Source organism: Rhizobium subbaraonis (assembly GCF_900220975.1).
In the GTDB taxonomy this organism is placed as follows: domain Bacteria; phylum Pseudomonadota; class Alphaproteobacteria; order Rhizobiales; family Rhizobiaceae; genus Mycoplana; species Mycoplana subbaraonis.
The window spans coordinates 242,722-255,847 of the sequence record NZ_OBQD01000010.1; the positions used below are offsets into that span (position 1 = coordinate 242,722).

At 63.5% G+C, this 13,126-nt stretch carries 14 protein-coding genes and 1 tRNA gene; 5 read left to right on the plus strand and 10 right to left on the minus strand.

The features are described from left to right. Positions 1-25: 25 nt before the first annotated feature. Positions 26-619, plus strand: a complete 594-nt coding sequence (locus tag CRO48_RS17220) for a DedA family protein (RefSeq protein WP_097141092.1) — start codon at positions 26-28, stop codon at positions 617-619. A gap of 22 nt (positions 620-641) precedes the next feature. Here the strand turns inward: CRO48_RS17220 and CRO48_RS17225 are convergent, their stop codons facing one another. The 8 genes from CRO48_RS17225 to CRO48_RS17260 form a co-directional block, all read right to left on the minus strand. Further along, positions 642-1,748: a mannitol dehydrogenase family protein gene (locus tag CRO48_RS17225; protein WP_097141093.1), complete on the minus strand. Its 1,107-nt coding sequence runs from the start codon at positions 1,746-1,748 to the stop codon at positions 642-644. Positions 1,749-1,854: 106 nt separating this feature from the next. After that, positions 1,855-2,850, minus strand: a complete 996-nt coding sequence (locus CRO48_RS17230; RefSeq protein WP_097141094.1) for a Gfo/Idh/MocA family protein — start codon at positions 2,848-2,850, stop codon at positions 1,855-1,857. Continuing rightward, positions 2,847-3,728 carry a sugar phosphate isomerase/epimerase family protein gene (locus CRO48_RS17235; RefSeq protein WP_097141095.1) on the minus strand — a complete coding sequence of 294 codons (882 nt, stop codon included), beginning with the start codon at positions 3,726-3,728 and terminating at the stop codon, positions 2,847-2,849. Before CRO48_RS17235 ends, CRO48_RS17230 begins: the two co-directional genes overlap by 4 nt. Before the next feature lie 86 nt (positions 3,729-3,814). Then, entirely contained in the window at positions 3,815-4,648 is an 834-nt protein-coding gene (locus CRO48_RS17240) for a carbohydrate ABC transporter permease (RefSeq protein WP_097141096.1), read from the minus strand. After that, positions 4,645-5,568, minus strand: coding sequence for a carbohydrate ABC transporter permease (locus tag CRO48_RS17245; RefSeq protein ID WP_097141097.1), 924 nt, complete (start codon positions 5,566-5,568; stop codon positions 4,645-4,647). Before CRO48_RS17245 ends, CRO48_RS17240 begins: the two co-directional genes overlap by 4 nt. 86 nt (positions 5,569-5,654) lie before the next feature. Next, positions 5,655-6,854, minus strand: a complete 1,200-nt coding sequence (locus tag CRO48_RS17250) for an ABC transporter substrate-binding protein (RefSeq protein WP_097141098.1) — start codon at positions 6,852-6,854, stop codon at positions 5,655-5,657. 30 nt (positions 6,855-6,884) lie between these two features. After that, complete coding sequence (locus CRO48_RS17255; RefSeq protein ID WP_097141099.1) at positions 6,885-7,874, minus strand: alpha/beta hydrolase fold domain-containing protein; 990 nt, start codon at positions 7,872-7,874, stop codon at positions 6,885-6,887. Continuing rightward, positions 7,871-8,560, minus strand: a complete 690-nt coding sequence (locus tag CRO48_RS17260) for a GntR family transcriptional regulator (RefSeq protein ID WP_176526792.1) — start codon at positions 8,558-8,560, stop codon at positions 7,871-7,873. The genes CRO48_RS17255 and CRO48_RS17260 overlap by 4 nt, the downstream gene beginning before the upstream one ends. 101 nt (positions 8,561-8,661) lie before the next feature. On the opposite strand from CRO48_RS17260, the gene CRO48_RS17265 reads away from it, so the two are divergent. Together CRO48_RS17265 and CRO48_RS17270 are read left to right on the plus strand one after the other, a co-directional pair. Continuing rightward, complete coding sequence (locus tag CRO48_RS17265) at positions 8,662-9,744, plus strand: ABC transporter ATP-binding protein (protein WP_097141100.1); 1,083 nt, start codon at positions 8,662-8,664, stop codon at positions 9,742-9,744. Between the two features lie 282 nt (positions 9,745-10,026). After that, positions 10,027-11,229, plus strand: a complete 1,203-nt coding sequence (locus CRO48_RS17270; protein ID WP_097141101.1) for an HPP family protein — start codon at positions 10,027-10,029, stop codon at positions 11,227-11,229. Positions 11,230-11,481: 252 nt separating this feature from the next. Here CRO48_RS17270 and CRO48_RS17275 read toward each other — a convergent pair whose 3' ends face one another. Then, positions 11,482-12,009, minus strand: a complete 528-nt coding sequence (locus CRO48_RS17275) for a BA14K family protein (protein ID WP_097141102.1) — start codon at positions 12,007-12,009, stop codon at positions 11,482-11,484. A gap of 271 nt (positions 12,010-12,280) precedes the next feature. On the opposite strand from CRO48_RS17275, the gene CRO48_RS17280 reads away from it, so the two are divergent. After that, a tRNA-Lys gene (locus CRO48_RS17280) sits at positions 12,281-12,356 on the plus strand. A 126-nt stretch (positions 12,357-12,482) separates the two neighbouring features. Next, positions 12,483-12,728, plus strand: a complete 246-nt coding sequence (locus tag CRO48_RS17285) for a hypothetical protein (protein WP_097141103.1) — start codon at positions 12,483-12,485, stop codon at positions 12,726-12,728. Here the strand turns inward: CRO48_RS17285 and CRO48_RS32245 are convergent. Beyond that, a partial coding sequence (locus tag CRO48_RS32245) for a hypothetical protein (protein ID WP_097141104.1) occupies positions 12,725-13,126 on the minus strand: 402 nt, incomplete at its 5' end. The genes CRO48_RS17285 and CRO48_RS32245 overlap by 4 nt on opposite strands.

Sequence of the window (13,126 nt, forward strand, 5' to 3'; positions counted from 1 at the left end):
TCAACGCGCAGAAAGGCTCCTGCATTTGTCATTGGAACTGCTGATCGAAAAATATGGAACGCTCGCTGTCTTCCTTGGCGCGGGCGTGGAAGGCGAGACGGCCGTCGTCATCGGCGGCGTGCTGGCTCACCGCGGCTACCTGTCGTTCTGGCAGGTGGCGGTCGCCGCCGCGATCGGATCGTTCATCGCAGACCAGTTCTTTTTCCTGGCCGGCCGTTACGCCCGTGCCAGCGCCATGGTCCGGCGCATCCTCGCCAATCCTGGGATCGCTTCGGTACAGCGGCTCTTGGAACGGCATCCGAACGGCTTCGTCTTCGCGTTCCGGTTCATCTACGGCCTTCGCACGATCAGCCCGATCGCGATCGGCACCACAAAGATCCCGACCGCCCGGTTTGTGGTGCTGAATGCGCTTGCCGCATGTATCTGGGGACCACTGTTCGCCGGGGTCGGCTACGTGTTCGGTCAGGGGGCCGAACATCTTCTCGGACGGCTGCCGTTGCCGCACCACCTTCTTTTGGCGGCAGCAGTTCCATGCGGCCTCCTGCTCGCACTGGCATACGTCTTCCGCAAACGGCTCTTACGGTTTTTCCGGTCGGCACCGCGCGAGACGAGCAAATAGGAGGGCGCCCACGCCGGAAGGCTCAGATCGCCTGGCTGCGATCCGCTATGGCAGAAAGCCTCGGCATGTCAGCGCCGTAGCCGGCGTCCCTAGCAAGATGGATGAATGCTTCGATCCGCCGCTCGACCTTCTGGCGATGGTTCTGGGCGATGTCCGATAGCTTATGGTCGAGGAAGGGGTTGGCGAAGCGTTCCATCGTCGTCGCGAGATAGGCCTTCGCTTCGTCCTTGCGGCCGAGCGCGACAAAGGCCGGCAGGACTTCGTGTTCGAAGATCGCGGCAAGCTCCGCTTCCACGACCGGAACGGCAATGAACGCGCGAACGACGGCATCCGCCGGGGCGCCGTGCCGCTGCCACATGTCGACGAGCGCTGTGTGGCCGAGATTGAGGATATGCAGCTTCAGCGTCTCGATTTCCTTGAGATCATCGACAAGCTGGATCGAAGGATGCTGAGTCGGCGCGACGAGCCCGGGCGTGCGTTCGATGGCCCAGAGCGCATAGGGTTCGGCCACGGCCCCCGCCGGCTCGATCGGTGCCGACACGATCCGGTCGACGAGGCTGGAGGCCCAGACGGTCTCCTCCTCGATGTAGCGGATGAGATCGGCAGACGCGCCGTTGGCCCGTGCGAGCGCACCGACGAGACCGCGCAGCACCTTGCCGTTGTCGGCGATCAGCTCCATCGGCAGGATGGTGAGCGGCACAGCACCGGCGGCATGCCGCGCGGCAAGGAGATGGTAGAGTTTTGCCGGAAAGCTCATTGCCGGCAAGAAGTCGGGCTCACGATCTTCCGGCCGGCCATCGTAACCTGAATCGCCAGTATTGGAGAGGACGTATTCGGCCTCCTCCACGAAGACCCGGCGCACCTCGTCGTACTGGACCGCCATCGAGAGGCATCGCTTGACGGAGGTGACCCGCCGCGTCTCGTCGATCACCCTGCCGTCCTGCCGGCCGCGCACCCGCACCGGATAGCCTTCAGGTGCCGCGAGTGCCGCAAGCCGCCCTGCCCGCGCCGGGTCGCCCGACGTCTGAACGACCGTAACCGCCATGGCCGGCGTTCCCTCGGAAAGAAACAGGTCGGCGTGGGCCTGCAGGAAGCGGCTGGTGCCGAACTGGATGACGGGAGTTTTCATGAGCGGCCTGCCTTTTCCTGGGAAAGTGACGGCAGTTCATTCGAACCCGCCGCCACAATGCGGTTCACACGTTCCATGTGATCAATGCACGGGAGCGATCGGTACGCTAGAGTGCCAGTTCGCGCCGCAACGTTTCGAGGCGATCCATGGCGATGACGCCGTCATGGATCGTCGGTGCGGGCGTCTCGGCGCCACCCAGTGCGGGCACCACGTCGGCCAGCAGCGAGAAGTACCCCTTCGGGTCCTCGTTGGCGGCCGCGGTGAAGTTCGGCTTCCAGGTCAGGCTGTCCACGCTGTCGGACAGCGTCGCCGACGGATCGTCGACCTTGAACGGCGGATTGCGGTTCCAGCGCACATCGATGACGTTGTCGACCTCGATGCGCTGGTGATCGCCCATGATCTCGATGCGCTCGACCGGCGCGCCGCGCGACTGGATCGTGCCCATCGCGATCGTGCCGATCGCGCCGCATTCGAAATCGAAGTTGACGTGGAACAGCACCTTGCCGGGCTCCTTCTCAACCTTGCGCGCCGTCAGTTTCTTCACCGGCGAAACGAAGAACGAGACGAGGTCCATGTAGTGGACGCAGTGGTGCAGAAAGAAGCCGGTATAGTCGACATTGCCGACGAAGTAGCCGGGCGCCGTCATGTAGTAGCCCGTCAGACCCAGCACATCGCCGAAGCGGCCCGAACGCAGGATGTTTCCGGCGATCTTGTTGCCGGCCGAATAGCGCTTCATGAAGCCGACGAGCAGCGGCTTGCCCGACTTCTCCGAAGCCTCCTGCAACTCGCGGGCGCCGGCAGCACTCCCCGACGGCGGTTTTTCCATGAACACCGGCAGGCCGCGCTCCAGCGCCATCTTGCCGAAAGCCAGGTGCTGGTCCGGCCCGACCGCCATGCCCACGGCATCGATGCCGGGGGTGCGGATCAGTTCTTCCGCATCGCTTGTCAGCTTGGACACGCCGAACTGGCGGCCGGCAGATGCGAGACGCTTCGCGTCGATATCGCAGAGGGCGACCAGTTCGACGTCGTGGCGAACGAGCTGGGGCAACAGCATCTGGGTGGCGTGGATGCCGCACCCGATCCAACCGATTTTCAGGGTCATCGACGATATTCCGTAAGCAGGATGTGGGACTTGATGAATTCAGCGGAAGCCGAAAGCCGTGCGCTTTCGTCCTCGTGCGGCGGGCGCCACTGCGCGAAGGGAACGCCGAAGCGGTCGTCGTTGCGGCGGAACGGCTCGAGCGAAACCGGGCCTTCGTAGCCGATCTCGTGCAAGGCGCGGAAAACCCCCACCCAGTCGGTGGCACCGGTTCCGGGGAAGCCGCGGTGGTTTTCGTTTGCCTGGAAATGGACGACGCGCTTGCCGCCGAGACGGATCGCTTCGGCGATAGAGGCCTCTTCCATGTGCATGTGGAAGGTGTCGAGCATCAGCTGGACCGCCGGATGATCGACGGCGTCTAGCAGTTCGATCGCCTGCTGCGTGGTGCACAGCACGTCACTCTCGAAGCGGTTCAGCGGCTCGACCGCCAGGATGACGCCGAGCCTCTGGGCATGGTCGCCGGCTTCCTTCAGGCCTTCGACGCAGCGGGCCTTGCGCGCCAGCCGCTCTTCTTCGGAAACGGGCTGCGGCGGCCGGCCGGCGAACACCAGCGGATTGCCGGTCAGCGGACCGCCGACGATCTTGCAGCTAAGCGCCGCTGCGCAGTCTGCGGCATATTTCAGGTAGTCGATGCCGGCGCGGTGGGCGGCCGGATCGTCGGAGGAAAGGTTACGCTGCAGGTTGACGCGCGCGGCGAGCACGACCGACAGGCCGGCATCGTCGAGCGCCTTCTTCGTGTCGGCCAGATCAAGCTCACCCGGCTCGGGCACGAGGAGCTCGACGAAATCGTAGCCGAGCCTTCGCATTTCGGAAAACAGCGGGAAATGCTCGGCGGTGAACGGCCGCGCATACTGCATGGATATCAACCCGACGGGGTTCATGGTCAGTCCTCTTTCTAAAGCATTGCCAGCAGAAGTGCCTGGCGGTCTTGCGTCCGGAACCGCGGACGCAACAAGTTGGATCAACATCAGCCCTTGACCGCGCCCTGCGTGAGCCCGCCAATCAGGCGGCGCTGGACGAGGAGGAAAAGTATCGTGGCCGGCATGGCGCCGACGACGGCGCCGGCAGCAAGCAGGCCCCATTCGATCTGGTATTCGCCGATCAGCGTCTGGATCGCGACCGTGACCGGGCGCACGTTCCGCCCGCCGAGCGTTAGCGCGTAGAGATATTCGTTCCAGGCGGTGATGAAGATGTAGATGCCGGTGGAGATGATGCCGGGCATCGTCAGCGGCAGCACCACCCGGCGCAGCGCCGTCAGCCGCGAGCAGCCGTCGATCATCGCCGCTTCGTCGAGGCTCTTCGGGATCGCGCCGACATAGCTCGTCAGCATCCACACCGCGAACGGGATCGCCACGGTGGCATTGGCGAGGATCAGGCCGAAATGCGTATCGAGGATGCCGACATTCTTCATCAGCACGAACAATGGCAGGATCAGGAGCACCACCGGAAACATGTTGATCAGCAGGAACTGCAGCATCAGCAGTTTGCGGCCGGCAAAGCGGAAGCGCGAGAAGGCGTAGGCCGCGGTAACGGCGACCGCCAGCCCCAGGATGACCGTACCACCGGCGATGATGAGGCTGTCCATCATGTTGCCGAGGAAGGACGTCTGCTGCAGCAGGCGGACATAGTTGTCCAGGCTCCAGCCGGCCGGCGAGACCGATACGCCGGTCGCGTTAAGCGCCGCCGTCGGCGTCAGCGAGGTCAGCACCATCCAGGCGAACGGCGCCATGGCGAAGATGACGATGAGGAGGACCGGCAGGTCTGTCGTCAGGATGCGGCGTGCGGTGCTTGGCTTGTTCATCGCTCAACCTCGCGCATGGTGCGGGCCAGATAGACGGCGACGATCGCGCCGAGAAGGATGGTGAAGGTGACGGCGATCGCGGTGCCGTAACCGAAGTCGAGGTTCTGCCGGGCGCGCACGAAGGCATAGAGCGGCAGCGTGTGGGTCGCATAACCCGGACCGCCCCCCGTCATGACGAAGATCACGTCCATGGAATTGGCGACCCAGATGACGCGCAGCAGTCCAGCCGTGGCGAGCACGGGCGCGATTCCGGGCAGCGTGATGTGGACGAACTGCCGCCAGGAGGATGCGCCGTCGATCGAGGCAGCCTCGTACTGGCTCTTCGGGATTCCCTGCAGGCCGGCAAGGATCATCACCGCGAAGAAGGGAAAGCCCTGCCACGTGAGGGTGGCGATGACGGCATAGAGCGCGAGGTTGGGATCGGCGAGCCACGGAACCGCGCTCTGCACGATCGATAGGTAGATCAGGATGTCGTTCAGGACGCCGGTATTGGGGTCGTAGATCCAGCGCCACATCAGCGCGATCACGACGCTCGGCAGCGCCCAGGGAATGATGATGAGCGCGCGCGCAAGGCCGCGCCAGGGGAATTCGCGGTTCAACAGCAGTGCCGTGAGGAGCCCCAGCCCCATCTGCAACGGCACCGTCAGGCCGATCCAGATGACGGTATTCCAAAGGGCCGTCCAGAAGACCGGATCGGCGAACAGTTTCACGTAGTTGCCGAAGCCGACGAAGCGGCTGGCATTCGGCTTCCACAGGATGAGGTCGTAGAAGCTGGTCACGACCGCCTGCACCATCGGCATGAAGACGATGAACACCGTGACGACAACGGCCGGCGCCAAGAGCATGTACGGCATCAGCCGCGAGCTCCAGGGCGCTGGAATTGCAACATCGGTGGCGGGGGGCGAGGTTATAACGGTCATCGAAATTCACTTCCTTGCCATCTCGGCGGGAATGGTCCTCCCACCCGCCCTGACGCCGGCGGGTGGGAGAAGTGCAACAGACGCGCTTACTGGGCGAAGAGCGCTTCCAGTTGCTCCATCATCTGCTGCGAGGTGATCTGGCCGGTCAGCGCCTGCTGCATCGCCGTCTGCCAGGCCGTGTTGACGAACTCGGACGTCGCCGGCGTCTGCGGCAGCACATGGGCGAACGGCAGCGACTGGACGGTGGCTTCCACGAAGCGGCGCTCATGCAGGTTCCAGTTTTCCGAACCGCTCTTGGTCACGGTCATCTGGCCGGTAGCCTTGTTGAAAGCCACGTTGTTTTCCCCCTCGGCAAGGAAGGAGATCCACTTCCAGGCCGCATCCTTCGCTTCGGAAGCAGAGAATACCGCCAGCGATTCGTCGCCGTAGGACGTCCAGCGGTTGCCGCCGCACTCCGGTACCGGCACCGCCGAGACCTTGTCGCCGAGCGCCTTCACCATGTCGTTTGACGAACCGATGTGGTGGATGGTCATCGCGGTCGTGCCGGCCTTGAAGGCGCCGGTGATCTCCTGGAAGCCGTCGTTCGGCGCCGACGGCGGAATGACCTTGTCCTTCTGGAACAGGTCGATCAGCCACTGGTTGGCCGCGACCGCCTTCTCGTTGGTGAGGCCGCCCGGCTTCAGCTCGCCGCCCTGGGAGAGCACGAAAGCGCCCCACTGGTCCCAGCCGCCCTTGCCGCCGCGCAGGCCGAAGCCGTAGGTGGTCGGCGCCTTGGTCAGCTTGATCGCAGCATCGCGGAATTCCTCGCAGGTGGTCGGCGGCTTCAGGCCGGCCTGCTCGAAGAGGTCCGTGCGGTAATAGAGATAGAGCGTCACATATTGGATCGGCAGGTAGTACTGCTGGCCATCCGGCCCCTTGTTCAGCTCGAGCAGGTTGTCCAGCAGATCGGTCTTGCCGGGCCAGGCGTCGATCTTGTCGCCGATCGGCTCGAGCGCCCCCATTTCCACAAGCCGCGGCTGGGCAAACAGCTTGACCATCGCCGCATCCGGAGCGTTGCCGCCGACGAGCGAAGTGTAGAGCGTGTCGTAGTAGCTGTTCCACGGCACGTTCTCGGCTTCGATCGTGATGCCCGGATTGGCCGCCTCGAACTTGGCGACGAGATCCGCCATCGGGTTTTCCGGATTGTCGAAGTGATACCAGAAGCGCACGGTTTCGGCCGAAGCGCTGCCGGCAAGAAGCGTCGTCGCCAGCGCGACGCCGATGCTGAATTTCCTAAGGTTGGTCATGTTCTCCTCCGTTGAAAACCTAAAAGCGGCCTAGGCTCCTCGCCCGGTCATCTGCCTTGCGGCGATCCCGGCCGCGGCAAGTGCCTCCCGCGCCGCGGCCAGATCGATGGTGTTCTGCAAAAATCCATGTGTGACGCCCGGAACGACCGTGACGGTCTCGCCACGGCCGAGTGTCTGAAGGCGCCGGTGCAGGATCAGGGTGTCGCTGAGAAGGGGATCGACGCCACCAGCCATGAGATGCAAGGGCGGCAGGGCGGCGAGCGCCGCATCGCTTGCCTTCAGCGGACAGGCGAGCGGCTCGTTGGAAATATCGGCACCGGTGGCACCATACCAGGCCCAGTAGCGCTGCATCTTGGCCCGCGTCAGCCCGGGGCCGTTCGCAAAGGCCTCGTAGGACGAGGTTTCAAAATCCATCGCGTAGTTGCCGTAGAACAGCAGCGCGCCCGCCGCGGCATCGGCCCGGCCAGCATCCTGCTCGTGCAGCAGGGCGGCAAGCGCCAGGTTGGCACCGGCAGAATCGCCCGCAACGAGCAACGCCCCCTCGACAACCCCGGCTTGCGCGGTTGCGGCAAAAGCCGCACGAAGACAGCCGACCACATCCAGCAAGCCGGACGGAAAGGGGTTTTCCGGAGCAAGCCTGTAGTCGGGAAGCAGAACCGGAAGCCCCGATTCGACAGCGAGCACGCGCGCGCAACGCTCATGCGTCTGCGGGCTGCAGAAGGCGAAGCCGCCGCCATGCACGTAAAGGATCGCACCCGGCGCCGCATCCTTCGGCACCAGCACGCGCATACGGCAACGCGCGCTGCCAAGGGCCGCGTCCGCATCGACCCAGACGTCGGCCGCCACGGCCATGGCCGGCAGATCGCGGTTCCAGCGCCTGTTGGATTGCTCCGAAAGCGCCCGCCCCTCGGCAGCCGGAAGCAGCGTCGGATCCTGCTGAGGCCCCTCTGCCGCCATCTGCGCCATCAGTGCCGCCATTTCGGGCGAGAGGGTCGGATCGAGGGGAACCGGTGCGCTCATTGGATGACATCCGGAAACACGCTCGGACCGAGATCGACGATCGTCGCAATGTGGTGCAGCAGCGCCGCGTTGGCGCGGCTGACGTCGCCGCTCTCGATCGCCTCGATGATCGCCGCGTGACGCTGCGCCGTGGCAACCAGGTCGCGCGGCGCCATGCTGCGGGAAATCTTGAAGCGGTGATTGTGGACAAGGCAGCGATGAAGGATCGGATCGAGCGCCGGCAGGCGTGCATCCTGGAAAATGCGCCGGTGGAAATCGCGGTCTGCGGATGCGAGCTCGAGCTCGTCATCGCGACGGGCCGCATCCATCATCTCATCGAACAGCACATTCAGGTCGGAGATGAGTGTTCGGCTCGGCGCCTGCACCACGCGGAGAATGCCGTTGCACTCGATCTGCCGGCGCACGCGAAACATCTCCACCGCCTCGTCTTCCGTGCATTCGGAGACCTGGGTACCGCGATGCCCCTGGCGCAGGACGAGACCCTCTTCCTGCAATTGCAGCAGCGCCTCGCGCACCGTTCCCTGGCTGCAGCCGAAATGCGCCGCAAGGTCAAGCTCGGTCAGCGAAGCACCGGCCGGCAGCACACCCAGCATGATGTCGCGCTTCAACGCATTGAAGGCCGCCGCGGATTTCGCAGGCTTCGAGGACATCAAGCGGGCATTCGGCCTTGTCGAAAAGTAGGACATTGCGCCTTCCATGGAGTTGCCAACCGGCGTTCGTATCATTATTGATATTGATATCGATAATGATGGTCAAGGGCCGATTTCGGCCTTCGGAGGAGAAAGCAGTGACCGCAATCGCCCTTAGAAAGATCCGCAAGACCTACGGTTCGCTGGACGTCATCCACGGTGTCGACATCGACATCCAGAGCGGTGAGTTTCTCGTCCTCGTCGGCCCTTCCGGCTGCGGAAAATCCACACTGCTGCGCATGATCGCCGGACTGGAGGAGATCTCCGGCGGCGTGCTCGACATCGGCGGCAAGGTGGTCAACGCGCTGCCACCCTCCGACCGCGACATCGCCATGGTATTCCAGGACTACGCGCTCTATCCGCACATGAGCGTGCGCGAGAACATGGCCTTCGGGCTGAAGATGCGCGGAACGAGCGAGGACGCCATCGAAAAGCGCGTCTCGGGTGCCGCCGACATCCTCAAGATCGCCAATTTTCTTGATCGCCGGCCGGCCCAGCTTTCGGGCGGCCAGCGCCAGCGCGTCGCCATGGGCCGCGCCATCGTGCGCGAACCGTCGGCCTTCCTGTTCGACGAACCGCTATCCAACCTCGATGCCGCGTTGCGCGTCGAGATGCGCCTTGAGATCGCCAAGTTGCACAACCGGATGAAGGCGACGACCGTCTACGTGACCCACGACCAGGTGGAGGCGATGACGCTTGCCGACCGCATCGTCGTGCTCAATGCCGGCCGGATCGAGCAGATCGGCCCGCCGCTGGAACTCTACCATCGCCCCGAAAGCCTGTTCGTCGCCCGCTTCATCGGCAGCCCGACGATGAACACCCTGTCGGCCAAACTCAGCTCGTCGGATGACGGAGAGGCCCGGCTGAACGTCACCGGCAAGGACGTCACCGTGCAACTGGGCGCGCCTCTTTCACTCAAGCCGGCCAGCGTCACCCTCGGCGTACGCCCCGAAGACCTCATCCGCTGTTCGCCGGAAGAGGCATGGTTCTCCGGCGAGCTTTCCGTGGTCGAGCGCCTTGGCGCCCAGACCTACGGCTATGTCGAGATCGGGGAAAGCCGCATGCTGACGGTCGAATTTCCCCGCAGCGCGGAAATCCATGTCGGCGAAAAGGTCCATGTCCGCGGCAACCCGGCCGGCACCCACCTTTTCGACGACGCCACGGGCCGCCGCATCAACTGAAAATCACGGCCCGCCTCAGCAAGAACGCTAGTTGCGCCAGCCTCCACTGGCGCGCTCAATCTCATGCCCGCAGGGCCCTTCGCCGTCTGACAGTCCCCTGCAAGGCGGGAAAGGCGACCGAACTTCGCGCCAGCAGGTCGCGCCGCACGAGATCGCTGCACATTTTTCAGGCTATCTGCTTATTTTAGGTCAGATTTGCGCGCCGCAAGCCGGCAGCCGTGCTAACGACATGCCCGCACTTTGCCCCGGACTGTCCCGTGGGGCACGATCCGGCGAGACGACATGACAAAACCCTCGGAATTTCTCAAACGGTTGCGGCCGGCCATCGCCCCCGTTAGCGGAACGGAGCGATGTCGTGCCGCCTTCGGCGCCCTTCTCGGCATTCTCCTCACCGGTTTCGTCAGCACCTTCGCGCTCGGGGCAAGCGCCAGCCTGCCACTCCTGATCGCACCGATGGGCGCATCCGCCGTCCTCCTGTTCGCCGCACCGTCCAGCCCCCTCGCCCAACCCTGGTCGATCGTCGGCGGCAACACGGTCGCCGCCGTGATCGGAATCACCTGCGCACTGCTTATCAAAGATCCGATCGTGGCCGCCGCCATCGCCGTCTCGCTGGCGATCGGCGCGATGATGATGCTCGGCTGCCTTCATCCACCGAGCGGTGCCGTCGCGCTGACCGCCGTTCTCGGCGGACCTCCCGTCCACGAAGCAGGCTACTGGTTCGTGCTGACACCGGTCGGCATCAATTCTTTCCTGATTCTCGCCGTCGCCATCGCCTTCAACAATCTCACCGGACGGCGCTATCCGCATTTCACCCCCGCCACCGCGGCCAATCCGCACAAGACGGCCGATCCGGCCCCGACGCGACGGGTGGGCACCATTCCGGAGGATCTCGAGGCGGTCCTTGCCCAATATGACGAAATCGTCGATGTCAGCCCGGATGTTCTGGACGACCTGCTTCATCAGGCGCAGATCCGCGCCTACACGCGCCGCTCGGGCGAAATAAGCTGCGCGGAAGTCATGTCCCGCGATGTCGCCAACGTATCGCCGGAAACCTCGCTGCGCGACGCATGGCAGCTTCTGCTGCAACACCACATCAAGGCCCTGCCGGTCGTCACCGCGCACGACGGACTCGTCGGCATCGTTACCCAGACCGACTTCATGCACAATGCCGTCCTGAACAACAACGGCCAGCTTCGCTTCGGCTTCGCCGGCAAGGTCCGGCTGGCGCTGGGCGGTCGCAACGGCAAACCGCGCTTCGTCGCCGACATCATGACGCGCCGCGTCCAGTCCGCGGCCCCCGAGACGATGATCGCCAAGCTCGTCCCGCCCATGGCGGACATGGGCCTGCATCATATGCCCGTGGTCGACCGCAACAACCGCGTCATCGGCATCGTCACACAATCCGATCTTATCGCAGCACTGTTCCAGCGCGCGGCGACCGATGGCCCATCGATGGGGGAAGATCGGACAACGGATGCAGCCTGAGCATTGCGGCGATCCGTAACCGCAGTCCGGAAAAACGAAAAGGCCGGGCGAGCAAACGCACCGACCTTCTCAGCGTCGATCTTTTGTCCTGCCAGTACATCCGTGGTCAGCGACATCAAGCTCGACTGATCCCGCGGGCATCCACGACTTGGGTGGGACGCTTAACCAGCAGGACCGTTGAACGGCATATGGGGGGCGAGTGCGTTCCAAACAAGCCCCTCATCCTCGGAGAAAACAGCGTGGAGCCGTTAATCAATACGGCGAAATGCACTGACGACGGGGCCCGTAGTACGGCTGGAACGTATTGTCGAAGGCCCGGTAGGATCGGTAGCGCGTATAGCACCAGCTGACATGCGTGCTGCCCCCATAATAGCGTGGGGCGACATATCGAGGCTGGGCGATGACGCTACCTATGATCGCTCCGGCAGCAAGCCCTCCAACGGCCGCTCCGAAACCGTCGTAGCCGCCATAGTAAGGGCCATACCCCCCGTAGTAGGGACCATAGTAACGCCCGTAGTTGCCGCCATACCTGTAGGGACCACGCCAGGCGGAACCATACCGATAGCCGCTGCGATAGTAGCCGTGACGATAGGGGTTGCCACCCCAGTAGCCCCGGCGGCCTCCCGACCAATGGCGGCCACCGTGCCGTCCGCGATCGCGCACCTGCACGATGTCCGAATTGCCGATACTCGCCACCCCCAGCGCTGGCAGCGCCTGTGCCGGCAGGACGCTCGAGGCGGCAGCGGCCAGCGACAGGCCGATTACTGCAAAATACCTCATCTCTCTCACCTTTTGCCTTTCATAAGGCAAACGCATCAGCGGCACTTTTGTACCGTCCAATGGGTACTATAACACAAATGTGATCCTTCCATGCGGGCAATTGGCCTGGCGCGCGAGGTCCGCTCCCTGCCTGCCCACCCCGGATCCGGCCACATCCACAGGGCACGAGCGGAAAAGTGTACAGACCGGAGGATTTTTTTCGCCAGTGGGTAGACAAGGTCGGCGAACGCCATTATACGCCCCATCAGACCGCAGCGACGCGGTTCTGGACGGGTGATTAGCTCAGTTGGTAGAGCAGCTGACTCTTAATCAGCGGGTCCACGGTTCGAGCCCGTGATCACCCACCATTAAATCAATTACTTAGCTATGCGGCAAGCGAGACGGTTTTCAGCAGATTGGAAACCGTTTCCAATTCACGTTCCGTTCTTGTTCTGTGTCGGCTATCCTGTATGCGACTACAGAAAACGCGAATCATGACCGAAGACATCCGTATCGACACCCTCGGCAAGTTCCGTGACGGCGGATATTGTTTCGATCTGTGGTGCACTCACTGCCAGCGGGGGAAGACGGTTAGCCCGGATCGCTTCGTCGCAAAGCTTGGCCCGGACCACCCCATAGACGTCGCCCGGTATATCCGTTGCACCGAGTGCGGGAATAAGGGCATAGAGGTCAGGATAAGGCCGCCGACGCCGGAACTGGTCGACAGGGTTTACGACTAGCCTGGGACAGCAAATGACTGCTTGTCTGCCCGCCGGCCGTTCACGTTGTCCAGCCGTTGCAGGATCTCCCGCATGACCCGGATATCTCCGTTCATGTCATTGAGACTGTCCTGAAGCTCCTTCATCGCAGTAGCCGTCGTCGCAGTGGACTGCTCGGCCACGGTCAGACGGTATTGAAGGTTGTCGATCTTGCCGATGTCCTTTTCCGTACCCTTCACGCGCTCTTCGAGCTTCGCCATGTTGGCGCGGTATTCGGCTGACTTCTCCTTTCGGTCCTGTTCGATCGATGTGCGCCATGCCTGCAGCTCTTCAATGTCCCTGCTCTTGTCCACCCAGATCGCAACGCCGCCGACGCACATGCCGATAAGCGTGATGATCTGGATGATCGTATTCAGGTT